At 71.1% G+C, this 20,697-nt stretch carries 15 protein-coding genes; 12 read left to right on the forward strand and 3 right to left on the reverse strand.

Annotation, left to right across the window (positions count from 1 at the left end):
* Positions 1-129: 129 nt before the first annotated feature.
* From ABZZ04_RS13550 to ABZZ04_RS13560, 3 genes are all read left to right on the forward strand, one after another.
* Positions 130-1,095, forward strand: a complete 966-nt coding sequence (locus tag ABZZ04_RS13550; protein ID WP_356932356.1) for a glycosyltransferase family 2 protein — start codon at positions 130-132, stop codon at positions 1,093-1,095.
* Positions 1,096-1,097: 2 nt separating this feature from the next.
* Complete coding sequence (locus ABZZ04_RS13555) at positions 1,098-2,441, forward strand: polysialyltransferase family glycosyltransferase (RefSeq protein WP_356932357.1); 1,344 nt, start codon at positions 1,098-1,100, stop codon at positions 2,439-2,441.
* Between the two features lie 77 nt (positions 2,442-2,518).
* Positions 2,519-3,568, forward strand: coding sequence for an acyltransferase (locus ABZZ04_RS13560; RefSeq protein WP_356932417.1), 1,050 nt, complete (start codon positions 2,519-2,521; stop codon positions 3,566-3,568).
* Between the two features lie 67 nt (positions 3,569-3,635).
* On the opposite strand, the gene ABZZ04_RS13565 is transcribed toward ABZZ04_RS13560, so the two are convergent.
* Complete coding sequence (locus ABZZ04_RS13565) at positions 3,636-4,952, reverse strand: polysialyltransferase family glycosyltransferase (RefSeq protein ID WP_356932358.1); 1,317 nt, start codon at positions 4,950-4,952, stop codon at positions 3,636-3,638.
* Positions 4,949-5,929 (reverse strand): glycosyltransferase family 2 protein, encoded by a 981-nt coding sequence (locus ABZZ04_RS13570; protein ID WP_356932359.1) that lies wholly within the window; start codon positions 5,927-5,929, stop codon positions 4,949-4,951. The genes ABZZ04_RS13565 and ABZZ04_RS13570 overlap by 4 nt, the downstream gene beginning before the upstream one ends.
* 208 nt (positions 5,930-6,137) lie before the next feature.
* On the opposite strand from ABZZ04_RS13570, the gene ABZZ04_RS13575 reads away from it, so the two are divergent.
* From ABZZ04_RS13575 to ABZZ04_RS13590, 4 genes are all read left to right on the forward strand, one after another.
* Complete coding sequence (locus tag ABZZ04_RS13575) at positions 6,138-7,487, forward strand: DUF6716 putative glycosyltransferase (RefSeq protein WP_356932360.1); 1,350 nt, start codon at positions 6,138-6,140, stop codon at positions 7,485-7,487.
* Between the two features lie 83 nt (positions 7,488-7,570).
* Entirely contained in the window at positions 7,571-8,797 is a 1,227-nt protein-coding gene (locus ABZZ04_RS13580; protein ID WP_356932361.1) for an acylneuraminate cytidylyltransferase, read from the forward strand.
* Between the two features lie 59 nt (positions 8,798-8,856).
* A complete protein-coding gene (locus tag ABZZ04_RS13585; protein WP_356932362.1) occupies positions 8,857-9,789 on the forward strand; it encodes an N-acetylneuraminate synthase family protein in 933 nt (310 codons plus the stop codon).
* Positions 9,790-9,800: 11 nt separating this feature from the next.
* On the forward strand, positions 9,801-10,856 hold the full coding sequence (locus ABZZ04_RS13590; protein ID WP_356932363.1) for a hypothetical protein: 1,056 nt from the start codon (positions 9,801-9,803) through the stop codon (positions 10,854-10,856).
* A 77-nt stretch (positions 10,857-10,933) separates the two neighbouring features.
* On the opposite strand, the gene ABZZ04_RS13595 is transcribed toward ABZZ04_RS13590, so the two are convergent.
* The gene (locus ABZZ04_RS13595; RefSeq protein WP_356932364.1) at positions 10,934-13,912 is read right to left on the reverse strand and encodes a BTAD domain-containing putative transcriptional regulator; all 2,979 of its coding nucleotides are present in this window, start codon (positions 13,910-13,912) and stop codon (positions 10,934-10,936) included.
* 344 nt (positions 13,913-14,256) lie between these two features.
* Here ABZZ04_RS13595 and ABZZ04_RS13600 point away from each other — a divergent pair, with 344 nt between their 5' ends.
* The 5 genes from ABZZ04_RS13600 (at position 14,257) to ABZZ04_RS13620 (ending at position 20,599) form a co-directional block, all read left to right on the forward strand.
* Complete coding sequence (locus tag ABZZ04_RS13600; RefSeq protein WP_356932365.1) at positions 14,257-14,937, forward strand: hypothetical protein; 681 nt, start codon at positions 14,257-14,259, stop codon at positions 14,935-14,937.
* Between the two features lie 32 nt (positions 14,938-14,969).
* Positions 14,970-15,881 (forward strand): protein phosphatase 2C domain-containing protein, encoded by a 912-nt coding sequence (locus ABZZ04_RS13605; RefSeq protein ID WP_356932366.1) that lies wholly within the window; start codon positions 14,970-14,972, stop codon positions 15,879-15,881.
* Positions 15,878-17,590, forward strand: coding sequence for a hypothetical protein (locus tag ABZZ04_RS13610; RefSeq protein ID WP_356932367.1), 1,713 nt, complete (start codon positions 15,878-15,880; stop codon positions 17,588-17,590). Before ABZZ04_RS13605 ends, ABZZ04_RS13610 begins: the two co-directional genes overlap by 4 nt.
* Before the next feature lie 613 nt (positions 17,591-18,203).
* A complete protein-coding gene (locus ABZZ04_RS13615) occupies positions 18,204-20,339 on the forward strand; it encodes a polymorphic toxin-type HINT domain-containing protein (protein ID WP_356932368.1) in 2,136 nt (711 codons plus the stop codon).
* On the forward strand, positions 20,339-20,599 hold the full coding sequence (locus ABZZ04_RS13620; RefSeq protein ID WP_143615896.1) for a hypothetical protein: 261 nt from the start codon (positions 20,339-20,341) through the stop codon (positions 20,597-20,599). Before ABZZ04_RS13615 ends, ABZZ04_RS13620 begins: the two co-directional genes overlap by 1 nt.
* Positions 20,600-20,697: the final 98 nt, after the last annotated feature.

Raw genomic sequence — 20,697 nt, forward strand, 5'->3', positions numbered from 1 at the left:
CCGCCGGCGTTCACGCACCGCGTCACGCGAGCGTCGTCCAGAGTTCACCACCCGTCGCCCCGTCGGCCACCCCGTCCTCGGCGCGCCTCATTACGTTGGGCGGCCACAAGACCGAAGGCGAGGGCCGGCGTGCCGAAACTGTCCGTTGTCGTACCGCTCCACAATGTCGCCCCGTATGCCGACACCACGCTGGGCAGCCTGGCCCGCAACGCGGCCGGGGACGTGGAGTTCCTGCTGGTGGACGACTGCTCCACGGACGAGACCCCGGCCGTCATCGACCGCTGGGCCGAGCGGCTCCCGCAGGCCCGGGTCATCCGCCACGAGGTCAACGTCGGCATCGCCACCGCCCGCAACAGCGGCATCGAGGCGGCGGGCGGGGAGTACCTCACCTTCCTCGACGGCGACGACTGGTACGCACCCGGGCACCTGGACCGGCTGCTGGACGCCACCGAGGAGTTGGGCGTCGACTTCGTCCGCCACGACCACGTCCAGGCGACGGGCACGAGCCGGGTGGTCCGCCGCGCCCCGGCCCGCATCCGGGACCGGGCGACCGACCCCCGGGAGGGCATCGCGTACCCGGGGATGGAGACGATGGTCGACTACCCCTTCGTCTGGGCCGGCCTCTACCACCGGCGGCTCTTCGAGGACGGGGACATGCTCTTCGACCCGGCGCTGCGCACCGCCGAGGACCGGCTGTGGACCTGGCGGCTGCACCTGCGGGCACGCTCCTGCGCGGTCCTGGGACTCCACGGGATCTTCTACCGGCGCGGGGTCACCACCTCGCTGACCCAGATCAAGGACTCCCGCCAACTGGACTTCTTCCCCGCCTACGACACCCTCCTGGCGGAGCTGGAGCAGGACCGGGACGCGGAACTCCTGCTGCCCAAGGCGGTCCGCACCTACTGCGCGCTGATCGCCTTCCACACCGAGAAGGCGGGGGAGTACGAGGCCGCCACGGCCCGCCGGCTGCGGCAGGAATCGGCCGCCGCGCTGCACCGCATGCCCCCGCACGTGCTGGACCACATCCTGACGACGATGGACACGAAGCGCAGCACCTTGCTCCGACGCCTGCGTGACAAGCAGAAGGCCGCCTGACCATGCCCACCCGCACCCAGATCTTCCAGGTCTCGACCCTGTACGGGGCCGCCACGCTCGCCGCCGCCCTCGACGCCGGCCAGTTCGGACCGCCGGCGGACAGCCGCCGCATCCTGCTGGTGTGCAACAACGCCCCGGTGCCGGAGACCGCCGCAGGACCGGACGCGCTGCTCGGCTACGACCGCATCGCCGCCCGTTTCGACTCCGTCATCAGCTGGAACGAGACGATCCGCCCCTACCACCCCGGCGCCTGGGGGCCGCGCGCCGACGACGTCGTGCTGTGGCAGCGCGCGCTGCGGCTCGCCTGGGACCTGGGCGAGGAACCCGTCGAACTGGTCCTGGAGTCCATCCAGGTCGACCCCGCCCGCGCACTCGCGGCGATCTTCTCCGAGAGCGCCCTGCACGTCTACGCGGACGGCCTCATGAGCTACGGCCCGACCCGCACCAGGCTGCCCCAGTCGATGGGCTGCCGGGTCCGGCGGGTCCTCCACCTCGACCTGGTGCCCGGCCTGAAGCCCATGCTGCTGTCCGAGTTCGACGTGGAGACCGAACTCGTGCCGGAGGACGCCTTCCGCAAGGTGCTGGGCGAGATCGCCGCGTCGGCGGACGGCGACCGGCAGCTCGCCGAGGCGGTCGCGCAGGCCCCCACCGCCGTGCTCCTGGGCCAGTACCTGGCCGCCCTCGACATCCTGACCGTCGAGGAGGAGGAGGCCCTGCACATCCGCATGCTGCACGGGGCCGCCCGGGCCGGTCACACCTCCGTCCTCTTCAAGCCCCACCCCACCGCCCCCGTCCGCTACTCCGACGCCCTGGAGCGGGCCGCGACCGAGGCCGGGGTCCGGCTCGTCACGCTGGACACGCCCCTGCTGGCGGAGACCCTCTTCGAGCGGTGCGCGCCCACGCTCGTCGTCGGCTGCTTCTCGACCGCCATGCTCACCGCCGCCGTGTACCACGGCATCCCGGTCGCCCGCGTCGGCACCGGCCTGGTCCTGGACCGCATCGCCCCGTACGAGAACAGCAACCGCGTCCCGCTGACGATCGTCGACCACTACGTGCCCGACCTGGAACGGCACGGCGGCGGGGAGGTGCCCGCCCTGCCCGCCGCCGCGCCCGCGACCCTGGGACCGCTGGTCCGCACGGTCGGCTACTGCATGCAGTCCGAACTCCACCCGGAGCTGCGCGACGAGGCGGAGAGCTGGCTGCGGGAGCGGCTGGACGACAGCACCCGGCGCTACTTCAAGCGCCGGCGGCTCGGCAAGCTCTCCCTGCCCGGCGGCAGCACCCCGGGCGCCGCGGCCCGGCTGCGCAGCACGGTACGGCGCACCCGCAGCACCCTGCGGGTGTGACGGCCTCCCCGCCGGTACCGCCGGCCTCCTCGTCCGCACTGCCCGCACCGCCCGCATCGTCCGTACCACCCGTACCGGTGGCGGCGGACCCGCGGGGCGGGCGCCCGCCCCGCGAGCACCGTCACGACATCGACCTGATCAGGCTGCTCTGCTCGGTCGGCGTGATCCTCTGCCACACGGGCTCCGCGTTCGTGAACGCCGTCGGCCGCGAGCCCTCGGGCGGAACGGGCACCTACTGGGCGGGGCTGGTGGCGGACTCGGCCGGCCGGTTCGCCGTGCCACTGTTCTTCGCCATCGCCGGATGGGTCGTCCTGGTCGGCGCCCCGCCGAAGGACGGCGCGCAACTGCGGCGGCGCATCGTGCGCATCGTGCTGCCGCTCGCCGTGTGGACCGCCCTCTACCTGGCGTGGGGGCGACTGCGCGGCACCAACGACGACCCGGTCGGCGAGCTGGCGCTCGACTCGCTCCTCGCCTCGGTCCGCCCCGCCTACCACCTCTGGTACCTGTACGCCTACATCCCCGTGGTCATGCTCCTGGCCTTCGTGGTGCTGGTGCGGTCGGGCAGGCGGCCGTGGGGGCTGGGCGCGGCGCTCCTGGTCCTGGCGGCGGCACCGTCCCTCTTCGGCGACCTCGCCGAGGTCACCGGGGCGGAACTGCCGCGCTTCGGCTGGGGCTTCGGCCCGTACCAGCTGATCTACGCGGTGCTGGGCGCGTTCCTGCTCGCACTGCCCGCCGGGGCCACCGGGCGCAAGCGCCTGCTGTGGATCCTGCCGGCGCTGGTGGCGCTGGCCGCGGTGATCGGCTACCAGTACCGGGTCCACTACGCGATCCCGTACGCCAGCGTGCTGGTTGCGCTGTTCAGCGCGGGGGTGCTGCTCTCCCTGCACCGGCTGCGGATTCCCGAGGGGCTGCGCCCCCGACTGACCCGGCTGGCCGACGCGTCGTTCGGCGCCTACCTGGTCCACGTCCTGGTCCTCGGCGTGCTCACGGACCTGTTCGTCTCCACCGGTCTGTCCCTGCCGTCGGCCGCCGCGCTGATGGTCGCGGTGACGGCGGCGACCACGCTGCTGTCGTTCGGCGCGGCGCTGCTGTGGGGGCGGCTGGGAATGAGCAGGGTGCTCGGCTGAGACCGGGCGAACCCGGAACGCCGGACGGGCGGGACCACCTGTGGTCCCGCCCGTCCGATGCTCGGGGTCAGCGCAGTACGGCCCGCCCCAGCCGGCGCGCCTTCCGGGCCGCCCGCCGCACCGCCGGTCTGCGGGAGAGCGCGGCGAGCTGTCCGGGCAGACCGCCGGGGAGCCCGAGCACCGTGAGTCTGCGTCGCGGGAACAGCCGCTGCTCGTCCGGCGTGACACCGTCCGAGAGGTACGCGGTGGCGGCCGGCCGCAGCCCCGGGTGGATCCGCGGCTGCATCGTGAACCCGATCGCGGTCACCAGCCGGCCCGTGTCGCTGGGCGTCCGGGTGCGCCCCGTCTCCAGCTCGGGCAGCAGGGTGTGGGCGAGGACCGCCGGTACCCGGTTGCTGTTCTGATACGGCGTCAGCCGCTCCAGCAGCATCCCCGTGCCGGTACGGGCGGTGTCCAGACCGTACAGCTGCCGCGCCGTGAACAGCGCGGTGGAGAAGCAGCCCACGACCAGCACCGGCCGCAACCGCTCGTACAGCGTCTCCGCGAGCACCGGCGCGTCGAGCACGGTGAACTCCACACCGAGCCGGGCGGCCTCGGCCTCCAGCAGCCGGGACCAGCGGGCGGGCGCCGTCGGATGGGGCTTGAAGACGATCTGCCGGTGCCCGCGCGCGGCGGTCCCGCGCAACATGCGCAGATGCAGCTCCTCTTCCTCCTCGGCGGTGAGGATGCCCAGCGCCGAGAGGTACTGGCCGAGCAGGAGCGCCGGAGCGTCGTACGGGATCTCCGGCGCGGGCGTGCGCGCCCCGATCTGTTCCAGGACCGCGCGGAAGGCGTCGTCGGGAACGGTCTCCGCCCCGACGCCGAACTCCGTGAGCAGCAGGGGTTCCAGGCCCGGCACCAGATCGAGGTGGAGGACCCGGCGCACCCGCGTGCCGAGCAGCGGGTCGAGCTTGATCCGGGTGGGCCCGTAGCTCATCAGCCCGTCCGCGTACACGTCCACGGCCGCGCCCGTGAAGATCCCGGTGACCGCGAGGGCCGGGTTGACCTGGATGGACTCGACGGCGAACTCGACGTCGTCGTCGCCCAGTTGCCACAGCCTGCGCAGATGGCGCTCCCACAGCGGTACGTCCTCGGCCCGCGGCGACCAGCCCGACGGGTGGAACGGCTCGATCGCCGCGTTCCAGGAGAGCACCTCGTCGAACCGGTCCCGGATCGCCCCGAAGCCCGGCATCGCGTCGAGCGACGGCGCGACCTCGGGGACGGCGGCGTTGTTGCTGATCAGCAGGATGCGCCGGTCGGCGGGCCGGATGAGACCGGTGTCGACGGCCGCGGCCAGGGTGGCCGCGCCGTAGAGGGTGGACGCGCAGAGGATCTGAGTGGTCATGCGGCGGCCCTCGCAGCGGTGAAGGGACGACGGCGCAGCCGTCGCAGCCGGGCGGACCTGTCGGCGTCCATGGCGTCGATCGTCTCTTTCAGAATGTCCTGCGGCATGCGGTGCAGCGCCGCCGCGCCCATGTCGAGAAGACCGCGGGCCACGGCCGGCTCGAATTTCGAAATGGTCGCCAAATGGTGGGAGATCAGTGCGCAATAGGTGCGCACCGCTTTCGGCATCAGTGCGTCGGCCTCCGGGTCCCGCGCGGTCTCGTCGAGAACCTGGTCGAACGCGCGAATGAAATCGAGCTGCCGGATGTCGCCGATCTGGGTCAACGAGGAGGACACCCCGCGCCGGTAGAAGACCCCGAGCAGGCCGACCGCGGCGAACGACTCCGCCTCCCGGTGCAGCCGCCAGATCCACGGCCGGTCCTCGGCGGTGCGCAGCCCGTCCGTGAAGTGGATCAGCCCGCGCTCGACCAGGCGGCGGTGGTAGACGCCGGCCCAGGCGTACGGGTAGTCGACGGACGTGGTGCGCCCGACCGGGAGGATCGCGTCGCGCGGGTCCATCGGCACGTCGCGCAGGCCGTGCGGCACCCGGGCCACGGTGCGCGACTTGCCGTGGCACTGCACGTGGTCGGTCCGCAGGAAGTCGCATCCCAGCCGGTCCATGGCGGCGACCAGTTCGGCGCAGTACCCGGGGGCCAGCCAGTCGTCCCCGTCGAGGAACGTGACGTACTGGCCGCCCGCCGCGTCGAGGCCGGTGTTGCGGGCGGTCGCCAGCCCCTGGTTCTGTTCGTGCCGCCGCAGCACCACCCCGGGGATCTCGCCTTGCGCCCGGAGCAGGACGTCCGCGGTCCCGTCGGTCGAGGCGTCGTCGACGAGGACGAACTCGAAGTCCTCGCGCGCGTTGGCGCGCAGACTTCGAAGGGTGTCGGAGGCATATGTCCGCACGTTGTAGAACGGCACGATGACGGAGAGCTTAACCACTCGGTCACGCTAAGGGCGGTTTCGGCATTTGCCTTGTCCCGGAGAAGTACTGCGGGTGAACGGCACATGCGGAAATGGTGAACCGGCGTGAATGCGCGGGTTCTCCGGGGCGTGAACCGGGCCGATTAGCCAATCGTCGACGGGCTGTTAACCAGCTGTTGCCATCGCGTTGGGCCGCGAATCGAAATGCCTTCCTAAGTTCTGGGACGTGCCCCCACGTACCGAAAAGACGACCGCCCTCCGGGTAGCCGTGCTCGCCGACTCCGACACCCGGTGGAAATGGGGCGCGCTCACCGCGCGCCGCCTCACCGCCGGTGCGTCCGACGCGTCGGCGCAGCGCGTCGAGATCAGCGGACTGCTGCTGCGCGGCCGGGCGACCCCGACCCCGCGCCAGCTCGCCGAGGTCGGCGACGTCGGCATCGGCCCCGACCGGGTGCGCGAGGTGACGGCCGTCGAGTTCCTGCACACCGTGCGCGACGAGGGGTACGACGTGGTCGTCCTCGCCCTCGTCGGCGGCGGCGTCCAGGCCATGCTGCACGGCCTCGCCGCGCTGCGGCTGCCGGCCCGTCCCGTCGTCGTCACCGGCTACGTCGGCGTCGTGTACGAGAAGCTCGCCGACGGACTGCTGCTGCGGCACGGCGCGGACGTCGTCCTCGCCAACTCCCGCCACGACGCGGAGCGTTTCCGCGCGGTGTACGAGGGAGTGGGCGCCGACGCCTCGTCCGTCACGGAGGCCGCCCTGCCGTTCCTCGGCGGTGAGCCGCACCGCCCGGAGGAGGGCCGCGACACCGTCGTCTTCGCCGCCCAGCCGTCCGTGCCGGCCTCCCGCGCCGACCGCACGTACCTGCTGCGCAGGCTCGTCGAGCACGCCCGGCTGCACCCCGGCCGCGAGGTGGTGCTGAAGCTGCGCTCCAAGCCCGGCGAGCACACCACGCACATCGAGGAACTCCCGTACCAGCGGCTCGCCGAGAGGCTGCCCGGCGGAACACCGCCCAACTTCCGTCTGGCGTACGGGAACATGGGCGAGGTCCTGGACCGCACCGACCTGCTGGTCACGGTCTCCTCGACCGCCGCGCTGGAGTCCCTGCACCGGCGCATCCCGACCGCGGTCCTCACAGACCTCGGCGTCCGCGAGGCCCTCGGCAACCACCACTTCGTCGGCTCCGGCCTGCTCACCTCCTGGGACCACCTAGACGGCGGCCTGCGCCCCGAGCCCGACCCGGAGTGGCTGGCCGGCCAGGGCGTCGCCGCCGACGGCACGTACGCCACCGCCTACGACCACGCCCGCGCCCGCGTCGACGCGCTGCTCGCCGCGCCCCGGCTGCCCGACCTCGCCCCCTACTACACCCCGGCCACCGCGCCCGGCTACCTCCCCGGCATCCTCGCCCGCCACCACCTCGCCCCCGACGGCCACCCGCTGCCGGGCGCCGAACGGCCGCGCGAGACGGGCGGGGTGCGCGGCGCGGTCCGCGAAGCGGTCCGGGAGGCGGCGCGCGGCGCGTACCGGCAGGGCGTCCAGCGGGTCGCCCCCGTCATCCGGCGGATGGGCGAGCTGTGACCCCGCCGCCCACCACCCCGCCGGCCACCGCCTTGCCGATTCCGACCCCGACTCCCGACCCGACCCCGACCCCAGGAGCAGCGATGACGCCGCCCACCGTGCTCGCCGTGATCCCCGCCCGCGGCGGATCCAAGGGCGTACCGGCCAAGAACCTCGCCCAGGTCGGCGGCGTACCGCTGGTCGCCCGCGCCGTACGCGCCTGCCTGGCCTCCCACGAGGTCACGGACGTCGTCGTGACGACCGACGACGCGGCCATCGCCGACGCGGCCCGCGCCGCGGGCGACACGACGGGCACCCCCGAGCGGCTGCACATCGTCCAGCGCCCCGCGGCCATCGCCGGGGACAGGTCCAGCAGCGAGGACGCGGTGCTGCATGCCCTGGACGCGTACGAGGCGATGCGCGACCGGAAGGCCGACGTGGTGCTGCTCGTCCAGTGCACCAGCCCCTTCGTCGTACGGGAGGACATCGACGGCGTCGCCGCCGCGGTCGCCCGCGAGGGCGCCGACACGGCGGTCACGGTCGCCCCCTTCCACGGCTTCCTCTGGCGCGACGGCGGCGCGATCGAGGAGGGCAACTACGGCGTCAACCATGACAAGTCGGTACGCCAGATGCGCCAGGACCGCCCCGAGGACCTCCTCGAGACCGGCACCGCGTACGCCATGGACGTCGAGGGCTTCCGCACCCACCGCCACCGCTTCTTCGGCCACACCGCACTGGTGCGCACCGACGCCGCCCGGGTCCTGGAGGTCGACGACCCGCACGACCTGGCCCGCGCCCGCGCCCTCGCCCCGCTGCTCGACCCGTCGCCGCTGCCCACCCTCGACGACGTCGACGCCGTCGTGCTGGACTTCGACGGCACCCAGACCGACGACCGGGTCCTCATCGACGCCGACGGACGCGAGATCGTCGCCGTCCACCGCGGCGACGGCCTCGGCATCGCCGCACTGCGCAGGGCCGGGCTGCCGCTGCTGATCCTGTCCACCGAGCAGAACCCGGTCGTCGCGGCCCGCGCGAACAAGCTCCGCATCCCGGTCCTGCACGGCATCGACCGCAAGGACCTCGCGCTCAAGCAGTGGTGCGACGAACAGTCCATCGCCCCCGAACGCGTCCTCTACGTCGGCAACGACGTCAACGACCTGCCCTGCTTCGCACTCGCCGGCTGGCCCGTCGCCGTCGCGAGCGCCCACGACTCGGTACGGGCGGCCGCACGCGCCGTCACGACCGTCCCCGGCGGCTTCGGCGCCATCCGCGAGATCGCGGCCTGGCTGCTCGGCCCCACCCTCACGACCAACGCCAAGTCCCCCAAGTGATCCCGGGTCCCCAAGCCCGCCACGTCATCAGAGCCACCCGAGCTAAGGAAACACACCTCATGAGCACCTCCCGCCTGCGCACCTTCGGCACCCGCACCGCCGGCCCCGGCCGCCCCGTCTACATCACCGGCGAGATCGGCATCAACCACAACGGCGACCTCGACAACGCCCTCGCCCTGATCGACATCGCCGCCGAGGCGGGCTGCGACGCGGTCAAGTTCCAGAAGCGCACCCCGGAGATCTGCACCCCGCGCGACCAGTGGGACATCGAGCGCGACACCCCCTGGGGCCGGATGACGTACATCGACTACCGCCACCGCGTCGAGTTCGGCGAGGACGAGTACCGGGCCATCTCCGAGCACTGCGCCCGGCGCGGCATCGACTGGTTCGCCTCCCCGTGGGACACCGAGGCCGTCGCCTTCCTGGAGAAGTTCGACGTCCCCGCCCACAAGGTCGCCTCGGCCTCGCTCACCGACGACGAGCTGCTGCGCGCGCTGCGCGCCACCGGCCGCACGATCATCCTCTCCACCGGCATGTCCACCCCGAAGCAGATCCGCCACGCGGTGGAGGTCCTCGGCTCGGACAACATCCTGCTCTGCCACGCCACCTCGACGTACCCGGCCAAGGCCGAGGAGCTGAACCTGCGGGTCATCAACACCCTCCAGCAGGAGTACCCCAACGTCCCGATCGGCTACAGCGGCCACGAGACCGGCCTCCAGACCACCCTGGCCGCCGTCGCCCTCGGCGCCACGTTCGTCGAGCGCCACATCACCCTGGACCGCGCCATGTGGGGCTCCGACCAGGCCGCCTCCGTCGAGCCGCAGGGCCTCAGCCGCCTGGTCCGCGACATCCGCACCATCGAGGCCTCGCTCGGCGACGGCGTCAAGAAGGTGTACGAGTCCGAGCTCGGCCCGATGAAGAAGCTCCGTCGGGTCACGGGCGTCGTCGCCGAGAGCGAGGCGGCCACGGCCGCCGAGCCGGTCGCGGTCTGACGGGCCGACCGGTGAACCTCGCCTTCGTCGAGAGCCCGGTCCAGCTCCTGAACGTCCTGGAGTGGGCCTACGCAGAGGGAGGCGACGACCGGGTCCTGACGGACATCACGGTCGTCGTCCTCCCCCCGGTCGACCCGATGTCGCGCGGCCAGCTGCGCCGGATGGCGGAGCTGGCCCGCGACGAGGGCATCCATGTCCGCTGGCAGGAGGCGCGCGGCGGCGCGAGCGCTCCCCTCAAGAGCCTCCGCGACCTGGCCGGACTCGTCCGCGGCGCCCGCCACATCGTCATCGGCGACCCGTTCTCCCGGTACGTGCAGCTCCTGCTCACCATGGTCCGGGCCCGCAGCCTCACGGTGGTCGACGACGGCACCGCCACCATGGAGTTCGTCGCCCAGCTGGCACGCGGCGAACGCCTGGTGCGCTGGCACCGCAAGGGCGGCTCGGGCCCGCGCGAACTGGTCCTGGCACCGGTCACGGCCCGCGCCCGCAGCCGCTTCGTCCCGTCCGACACCCGCACGGTCGAGGTCTTCACGGCGATGCCGGTCGAGGCTCCGCCCGGCGTCACCATCACCCCCAACACCTTCGCCTGGACCCGCGCCCGCTTCGGCCCGCCGAACCTCACCAAGGGAGCCGACCTGGTCGGCACCTCCCTCGTCGAGACGGGCGTGGTCGACCGGGACCAGTACCTGGAGGCCGTCGCGGCCCTGTCCCGCACCCACGGGGCGACCCGCTACTTCGCCCACCGCCGCGAGTCCACCGACAAACTCCACGCCCTGGAGGCCCTCACCGGCCTGGAGATCGTCCGCCCCGACCTCCCCCTGGAACTCATCGCCCGCCGCGGCCCGATCGGCCGCACGGTCCTCAGCTTCCCCTCCACCGTCGTCCACACCCTGCCCCTGGCCCTGGCCGGCACCGAGGCGAAGGTCGCGGTCTGCGACATCGCCCCGGAATGGCTCCGCGACACGGCCTCCCCCCGCGCCCAGGGCTTCCTGAGCGGCGTCACGGCAACGGCCCGCGACGTACAGCGTCTGGCCCCGTGGCGCGCCACGGCGGTGACGGAGGCGTAGGAACCGCCCTGCCCCGCACCCGTCACGGGTGCGGCGCAGGTGGTACGGCCCGGGTGAAGCGCCCCAGGACCACACGCCTATGCCTGATCGCCAAAACAGCCGTCCTCGGGTTCGGCATGACAACGGCTCAGGCCCTCTTCCGCCCGTGCGTACTCGAAGAGGTGCGTCGGGGCTCCGGGGACGGCGAGCGCGGCCAGGAACTGTTCCCGTCCCTCGTGAAGGCGGCCCGCGGTGACGTACGTCTGGCCGAGCCGGCAACGGATGTCCATCTCCAGCCGGTCGTACTGCGGTTCCTTCAGGGGGTCCAGCCGTTCGTGCAGGGCGAGTGCTTCGTGGTGGAGGGTCAGGGCCTCGTCCGGGTCGGTGGTTTCCCGGGCGGTGCCGAGCCGGGTCAGCAGAAGCGCCTGCTGGAACGTGGGCGTGCTCTGCGCGACCTGGTCGAGGGCGCGGCGGAACAGTCCGTACGCCTCGCGGTTGCGGCCCTGGCCGAGGTGGACCTCCGCGATGCAGTAGAGCGTCTGGCTCAGCAGATTGGGTCTGCCGCTGGTCTCGGCGTGGGAGTAGGCGAGTCCGAAGCAGTCCAGTGCGGCTTCGATGCGTCCGTGGAGGTGGTGGATCGAGCCGAGCAGGCTGAGCGCCATGCCGGTGAGCCATCGGTCGTTCACCCTCTCGGAAAGGGCGAGGGCGTCGGTCAGTTGGGGGATGGCTTCCTCTCCCCTGCCCAGGTTGAATGCCGAGGCCCCCAGCCCGGCCAGAGCGCGGGCCTCTTCACGTGTTTCACCGTTCCGGCGGCTGAGCTCCAGGGCCGTGGCGAACCATGCGGGCGCCTCCTCGAACCGGTTCTGGTAGAGGTCGATCATCCCCATCCCGCTTCGCAGGGCGGGAGCCATCCGCCGGTCGGTCGCTTCGTCCGCGCAGCCGAACGCCGTCTCAAGGGTGGCCCGGCACTCGTGATAGTGGCCTCGGCGCAGGAAGAAGTCGACCAGCGCCTCGGCGATCCAGCAGGCGTGATCGGCCTCGCCCAGTTCGGCGGCGTGCGCGACGACATCCGGCAGCTCGGTGCCCGCCGCGTCCAGCCACCGCTCCGCATGTTGCCAGTCCGAGAACATCGTGCCGGTGGCTCGTGGCCCGGTGGGGAATCCGCCGGGACCCCAGTCGCTGGCAAGGCGGCCCGCTTCCAGATAGAGGCGGAACAGGGCGGCGCGCGCCGGGGCATGCTCCTCGGGCACGGCTCGGGCGCAGCGGCGGGCGTGCGCCCGGACCAGGTCGTGGAAACGGTAACGGCCCGGTCCGGGCTGCTGGAGGAGGCTGACGTCGACGAGCCCCTCCAGTACGTTCTCCGCCTCGGAGGGCGGGCAGCCCAGCATCGCGGCCGTCGCCAGTTTGTCGACCTCGGTCGTCGGCACGAGTCCCAGGACCCGGAAGGCGCGCTGCAGCTGTGGGGGGAGCTGGTCGTAGGAGAGGTGGAAGGCCGCTTCGACGCTGCGGTCCCCGGCACTGAGTTCGACGAGCCGGTCCTCGTCACCGGTCATCCGGTCCACCAGGAACGCGGGTGTCCATGTGGGCCGGGTCTGCAGCCGTGCCCCGACGATCCGCAGTGCCAGGGGCAGGCCGTCGCAGAGCCGGGCCAGCTCGCCCATGGCCTCCGGCTCTTCGTCGGCACGCGCGTCCCCGACCAGGCGCCTCAGCAGTGATGCCGCGCCGTCGGCCTCCAGGGGTTCCAGGGTGATCCTGAGATCGGCGTCGAGTTCGGCCAGACGGCGGCGGCTGGTGACCAGTACGCGGCTGCCCGGCCCGGCCGGAAGCAGCGGTGCGACCTGCCGTGCGTTCGCGGCATCGTCCAGTACCAGCAGGAGCCGCAGCGAACTCGTGGTGGTGCACCACGCGGCGGTGAGTTCGTCGAGATCGTTCAGTGACTCGTGGCTGGGCTCGCCCAGGGAGCGCAGGAGTCTGCGCAGGATCCGTTGCGGTGTGAGGGGCCGCTGTTCCTCGTTGTGTGCGCGCAGGCCCGCGTAGAGGCATCCATCCGGGAAGTCATCGCGCAGTCGGTGGGCGGCGTGGAGGGCGAGCGTGGTCTTGCCGACGCCCGCGGTGCCGTCGACGGTCGTGAGGGACACCGTGCCGCTCGGTGACGGTGCGGTCAGCAGTTCCAGTTCGCGTGCGCGTCCGTCGATGTGCCCGAGGGCGCCGGGCAGGTTGTTCACCGGACGTCGGGAACGGACCGGGCGGGCCGGCGCACCGTTGAGGAGGAGCGTGTCGTCGCGCCGCAGGACCGCCTCGTGGATGCGCTGGAGTTGCGGGCCGGGGTCGACACCCAGTTCGTCGGCGAGGCGGACGCGCATGTCGGCGAAGGCCCTCAGCGCATCGCCTTGCCGATCGGCCGCGTACAGGGCTCGCATCCGCAGGCCCAACAGCGGTTCGTCGAGGGGGGCGGCCGCCGTGAGCACGGCCAGCTCGTCGAGGGTTTCACCGGCGCGTCCCAGCCCGACCAGACACTCCAGTCTTCCCGCCTGGAGCGCGACACGGCGTTCCGTCAGCCGCTGCCGCTCGACCCGGGCGTGCGGGCCGGGCAGCCCGGCCAGCGGCTCTCCCCGGAACAGGGCGAGCGCGGCCGTGAACCTGTCGGTGGCGGTGGCCAGGTCGCCCGAGTCCTTGGCCCGCCGCGCCGCCCGGGCGTGCGCCTCGAGTTCGACGGTGTCCAGGTCGAGGTCGTCGAGGACGAAGCGGTATCCGCCGCCACCGCCACGGATCACCGAACTTCCCGGCTTGGTTCCTTGCGGGTCGAGTGCTTTGCGCAACGCGAAGACGTAGCTGGGAAGTACGCGGTGGCCGGATTCCGGTGGGTGCGTTCCCCACACGTCGTCGAGCAGCCGCGCGTAGCCGACCGGTCCGTTCCGGCGTAGGACCAGTGCCACCAGCACCGCCTGCCGACGTGCGGGGCCGATGTCCACCGGCGTCGTACCGCGGCGTACGCGGACCGGGCCCAGCATCTCGATCCGGAGCCGCTCAGATGCCCCGCCGCCCGTCGCGCTCCTCTGGCTTCCCTGCACTGCCACCTCGCACATCATCAAAATTTCATCCGTGCTGAAACGCCTGCGGTCATGGTTGGCGAGACCGCGCGGGGCCGGGGCCAAGTCACCTGCGTGCAACGGAGTCAGGCATGGCATCTCCCGGCGGTACGGGTGGGGGACGGAAGGCCGCCGGCGGATCTTCCTTCCCCGTTCTGCCCGGCCGGTCCCCGGGTGTCCGCAAGATCGCCCTTCCCCGGGATGGGAAGGGTAGCGCTGCGGCACCTGCGGTCGGCGCACAAACGAGTCAAGTCCCAGCCGTCAGAAGCCGGTTGGCCGGAAGCAGGCCATCGCGGTGCGGCGTGCGGAATGGAAGCGAGGAACAGGTCCACATGGCGGAAACCAGGGGTGTACTGCTGCCGGCCTACGTGCTGGCCGACGAATCCGGCTCGATGGCCCCGTACGAGGGCGATCTCTCCGACGGCCTGAACTCGCTGTGCGAGGGGCTTCGGGCCGAGCCCATGGTCGCGGCCAAACTACGCCTGGCGGTACTGGGCTTCTCCGACGACGTGCAGGTACGCCTGGCGGTGGCCGACATGCGCCACGAGACCAGCCTGCCCAAGATCGAGATCCGGGGCCTGACCAGCTACGAGGCGGCCTTCGAGGACCTGCTGACCCGGATCCCGGCAGACGTCCGGTGGCTGCGCAGCGAGGGCTACAAGGTGCACCGGCCGGTGGTGTTCTTCCTCAGCGACGGGCAGCCGACGGACAAGGGGGCCTGGCGGCAGCCGCACGGCCGGCTCACCGACCGGGCGAAAACGCCGACCGCCCCCAACATCGTGGCTTGCGGGATCGGTGATGCCCGGGCCTCCACGATGGTGGAAGTGGCCACCCGGCCGGAGTTCGCGTTCGTGGCCAAGCCCGGAACCGACATCGGTCGGGCGGTCGCCGAGTTCTTCCACGCGCTCACCGCGAGCCTTGTCGCCTCCGGCCACGCGCTGGGTTCGGGCGTTCCGGAACTCGTGGTGAACCGCCCCGACCAGTTCAGCATGGCGATCGACGAGGTCGGATGATGGATGCGCCCGCGCCCCGCAACCGTCCGCCGGTGCCCGCCCCGCCCTCCGCCGTCCGTACCGTGCCGTGGCAGCAGGTCACCGTGGGCACGCCGGGCCCCGAGTTCGAGGCCCGGCCGCCAGGCCAGTACGCCTACGACTTCCCCGATACCGAGTGCGACGGCTGGTCGACACCGGCTCTCCGTCTTCGCTTCGCGTCGGTGCGCGGCGCCAAGCACCGCTACTACCGCCAGCCCCGCCAGGACACGGCGCGTGCAGCGGTCCACGAGGCCACCGGCAGCATCGTGTTCGCCGTCGCCGACGGTGTGTCCAGCGCCGCGAATTCGGAACTCGGGGCCGTGGAAGCATGCAAGGCCGCACTGGAACGCATGCTGCACCTCCTGTCGTCGAGTGGGGAAACGCTCGACTTCCAGGACGTGACACGCTACGCCGCCGAACGCCTCCGCCAGCTGGCTCTGTGGCGCCTGGAGGGCAGGGAACCGGAGCCGGGCGAGGTGGCGGGCCTCTACGCCACGACGCTGGTGACCGGCGTCGTACGCCCCGGCCCAGAGGGCCCCACGGCCGAGCTGGTACGCATCGCCGACTCGATGGCCTGGGTGCTGGAGCAGCCTCTGAAGCAGTTCCGGCCGCTGTTCAGTTCCAAGACCGGTTCCGACAGCCTGCTGGTGTCGAACGAGGTCACCCCGCTTCCTCACGTCCCCGATGTGCTGGAGGCGGCCAGGGTGCGGCTGGAGCCCGGCCAGGTCCTGCTGGTCGGCACCGACGGCTTCGCGGATCCGCTCGGTGACGGCGACGGCCTGGTCGGCGCCCTGTTCGCCCACCACTTGAACGCACCGACATCTCCGGCGTGGCTGGCGCACCTCCTCGACTTCTCCAGGGAGACCTTCGACGACGACCGCACGTTGCTGGCGATCTGGCCACACCCCGGAGACGTACCGGCGTGAACGCGACACACGGCTCCACACCCGCTGTCGAATACGGCACGCTCGCCCTGGGGCGCAGGCTCGGCCAGGGCGGACAGGGCACGGTGCACGAGGTCACCAACAAGAGGATCAACAAGAATGCCGGCGGCGGCTGGGAAGTGGCCTACAAGGAGTACTCCCCCACGGTCCTGGCCGAACTGGATGTCGCAGTACTGTCCGCACAGGTGGATCTGCCCAGCGCGCTGGGTGCCACGGAGGGCCGGTGGCTGTGCGACAGCACGGCCTGGCCTGCTGCGGTGGTCCGGCGCAACGGCCAGGTCTGCGGACTGCTCATGCGCCTGGTGCCCGATCGCTTCCAGTTCACCTTCAAAGGCCTCACCAGCACTTCCCCGGCTTCCCGGCGGCTGGCCAATCTGGAGTACCTGCTCAACACCGACGCCTACATCACCGGCATCGGCCTCGGCATCAGCGACCCCGACCGGGTCCTGCTCCTGGCCGACCTCGCGGTCACCCTCAGCCGGCTTCACCGCATCGGTATTGCCGTCGGTGATCTCTCACCCAAGAACCTGCTGTTCACCACCGATCCGGCACCCCAGTGCTTCCTCATCGACTGCGACGCAATGCGCCTGCACGGCGCCACCGCTCTTCCCCAGGCCGAAACACCCGACTGGCAGGTCCCCGGTGGTGAGGAAAAGGCAACCCCGGCCAGTGACGTGTACAAACTCGGACTGCTCGCCATCCGTCTGTTCGCCCGTGACCAGACCACCACCGACCCTTCCGCCCTGGCTGCCATCAGCCCGGAACTCGGCGATCTGGCCCGCACGAGCCTTGACCCCGATCCGGCTCGCAGACCCACCTCGAACGCATGGGTCGAGCAACTCACCGCGGCCAGCCACGCGGTGTCCACCACCTCTGCCGCAGCCACCGTTGCCCGGAACGGACCCCGCCCCAGCAACGCCTCCTCGGCCGGCAGCGCTCCGGGCACCGCACCCACACCGGCGGCGTCTCCGGGCCGTATCAACTGGTCGTCCCTCAAAGAGACCGTGGGCGCTCTGGCTGTCGGCCTGCTCCTGATCTTCGTCATTGTCGGGGTCGCGCAGAACGATTCCGACTCTGCGGGGAACGCTTCGGCTCGTCCCACGGTCTCCGAGGAGACCTACACCCCACCCGAGCCCGGATACGAGTCCTCCGACGGTGGTGCCGGCACCGGTGGCAACGACAGTTCGCAGGACGACTCCTACGAAACGCCCACACCCGAGGAGCCCGACCCCCTCGACGAGGCGTTCGCGGACGTGAGCCCCGGGGACTGCCTCAACGTCCACGACGACGGATACGGCAAATGGAGCGAGGACGAACCGGACACCGTGCCGTGCGACTGGACGACCGCCTACGTCAGCGTCACCGACGTGACCGACGACTCCGACACGTGCGAGGACGGAGCTGACAGCTCCGCCTGGTCCCATGTGAACGACGACGCCACGACCACCGCTCTGTGCCTGGAGAGGCGGTTCCAGGAGGGAACCTGCTTTCTCGCCAAAGGGGCGGGTGGGAAGCCGGGCGGCGCGGGCCTGATGACGGTCTGGGACTGCGACGCGAGCAAGGTGCCGGTGGAATACGACTTCATCATGCAGATCACCGCGGTAGGGGAGGGCACCGAGGGCAACTGCGGCCAGGACTATGCCTGGGAGGTCCACGACGGCGAGGGCACCATCTGCGCAAGGGTCGCCTGAGGCCGGCAGCTGCTCGGTCTCCCCGCGGGCGACACCTGCATCTCCCGGCCGTCACCGGGCTCCCGTACCACGAACACCCCGAGAGAACGGGGTTCGCCGTGGAGCCGGACCACTACTGGACCAGGCCCGCGGAACAACGAGCCGACGAGACACAACCGGCCACGCGCCAGCCACTACCGGGCCATCACCCTCCGCCGTGACAACGGCCGGTCGGCCCGGCAGAGCCGGAACCACCCCACGCTCGCCCACACCGTGTACTGCCGACAGAAGCAAGCGGCGCATCCGGCAACGCACAACGGGGCTTCGGCCATGACGAACACGTGCAAGGAGAGCGGTATTCGTGGTGAATCACCACTACTGGAATTCCGGACCAGAAGATCAGCCAGGAGCGACCGGGCCGACCCCGGCCACGTGGCAGCAGACGCCGCGCTCCACCCCACCCCCGTTGGGCAACCCCGCCCCCACAGGGCCAAACCCTCCTTCCGCCACGCCGGCACCACACAACTCGACGCACCCGGCGTCACCGCCTGCAACGAACCCGAACGGGGCGACCACGCCTGCGGCCCCCACCCAGCCCCCAGCACCTGCCGGCCGGCCGACCGGCAGGCCGCTGATGGCGTGGATCCGGGCTCTGACCGGAGCTCAACGGGCGCTGCTGGCAGGCGTGGTGGGCCTCGTCGTCGTGGCGCTGGTGGCAGGGCAGGTGTTGCTGACGTCCTCCGACTCCGACTCCGACTCCGACAAGACTCAGGCGTCCCGGCAGAACCTCAAGCCGTTCCGGGAAGCCGTCGACGACCTGGCCGACGCCCCTGGCCTGCGTTACAAGGACACCTCGACCCTCGGCATCACCGAGAACGAGATCAGCGTCACCGCCGGCGGCAGCCAGTTCGGCACCACCTCCTCCGGGCGCAACGACCACGGCCGGGACGTGCTGCGCATCGGCGGCAAGACGTTCACGCGATGGCAGGTCGACCCCGCCCCCAGGGAAAGCGTGGAAGCGGGCAAGAAGGCACCGCCCAGCGAGTGGATCGTGGGGCTGGACGACGGTTCCGACCTCATGGACGAGGCACTGTCCCGCACCATCGCCCCGCCGCAACTCGCGGCAGTTCTGGACAAAGCCCTGAACGACCTGGAGAAGTCGCCGTCACCGGCGAGCGAGCCGAGGACGTCCGGGCAGAAGCCACTGAGCGTGAACGGAACACCCGCGCTCGGCATCGACACCTCCGCCGGCCGCCTGCTGGTGACGAAGGACAAGCCGCACCGAGTGCTGAGGCTCGAGGCCTACGACCCCCTCGAAGGCCTGTCCGACATGAAGGACCAGCTCGAGAACGGTGAGACACCGACAGCTCCCCGCACGGTGACCACCGGGCCCCTGGCGTCCGGCGACGCAGAGGGAATGGACCTGACCCCGATCCTCGCCGACGCCGCCGACAAGATGTTCGACACCCTGGTCGAGTACGCGGACCAGCTCAAGGACGCAACCGACAGAGGCATCAACTTCACCCTGGACGGCGCGGGCGACATGGACTGCAGCCCGGGGGGCTGCACCGCCACCCAGAGCTTCACGGGCAAGGTCACCTCCATCGCCCGGAAGGAACGCGTCACCAAGGGCGAGGTCACCGCCGTGATGAACGCCACGTTCACCATCGACGGCAAATCCGCCGGCCAGTGCACCAGCCCCCAGCGGACCTTCCCCGTCCGGGGCAACGACATCTCGGGCACCCTGAAGTGCTCCAACCCGGGAGCCGGACCGCTCTACGCCTCGGTCGCAGCCCGTGTCCAGGCCCAGGCCGAAGCCGACGCCCGAGCCTGCGGCTGCAGGGTCCGCCTCACCTACCCGCTCCGCGCCAGCACCCTCATCGACGCCCGCGCACTGGCCAAGGTCGAGGCGAAGAAACTCGCCGACCAGGCAAAGTCGGAACGGAACGCCGCGGACTGCGCCACACCGCACAGCTTCCCCTCCGGGACCCGGGTGCTGCTCGCCGACGGCGCCACCCGGGCCATCGAGGACGTACGCATCGGGGACCGAGTCGCCGCCAGTGACCCCCGGACGGGGCTGACCGCCGCACGACCGGTGACCAACACCTTCACCACCGAGGACGACAAGAACTTCACCCGGCTCACCATCACCACCGGGCAGGGCCCCGCCGCCGTTACAGCGACCGACAACCATCCGTTCTGGCTCGAGGACGACCAGCGGTGGAAGAACGCCGGTGACCTCCGGGTCGGCGACGAGCTGCGCACCCCGAACGGCGTCAGCACGGCCGTGACCGAGGTCCGTAACCAGCAGGGCCCGCAACGCACACACGACCTCACCGTCAGTGATCTGCACACGTACTATGTGCTGGCGGGGCAGACTCCGGTTCTTGTCCACAACTGCGATGGCAGCGTCGATTGGGTCAACGAGAACGCAAATATGAGTTCCGCAGCGCGGGCTTATGATGCTGGGGCGGCGGGTTCCAGGGCTGGCGTGGCCCCGGCGTTGCAGTACTACAAGGCTGGCGGGAATCGGCTGTCTCAGATCAAATTCGATGGGTTTGATGCGGCCAACGGCGTGATGATCGACCGAAAGGTGAGCGTCACAACCTTCAACAAGACATACCGACAAGCCATGAATCAATCTCTGGCACTTGAGCAGAACGGTTACAGCGGCCGGTGGGAAGTCCCCACTGCGGCTGAGGCCGCGCGGGCTCGAAAAGTCCTCGGCGGCCTCCTGATCACCAACATTCGAGTGAGGGTCGTGCCCTGATGGATGTCAACAAGGTCCTGGTTCGCGCATTCGTAAGCCTCGTCGTCTCGATCGACTTGACGGATGATGAAGATATTGATCCGGATATCGCGACGGACATTCTCGAACCTGCTGCCGCCCTGTTTCGTGATCTATCGGAAGAGGGGCGTCGGGAAGTTACTTCCCTGGTTCTTGAGTGCGCCGAACTGGAAGAGAACCCGGAGCGCAGGAGGGTAATTCTGGGGCTTCCGGAAGCCATTGGTCTTCTCGATGAAGACTGATCAGCGGGAAGTGAGGCGTAACTTCTTCGCTCGATCCTGCAACCGTCGCACTGGTTGCCAGTAGTAAAGTTGAAGCCCCGTCAGGTGAGTCCTGGCGG

Origin of the sequence: Streptomyces sp. NPDC006435, from assembly GCF_040612315.1 — a bacterium.
Lineage (GTDB): Bacteria > Actinomycetota > Actinomycetes > Streptomycetales > Streptomycetaceae > Streptomyces.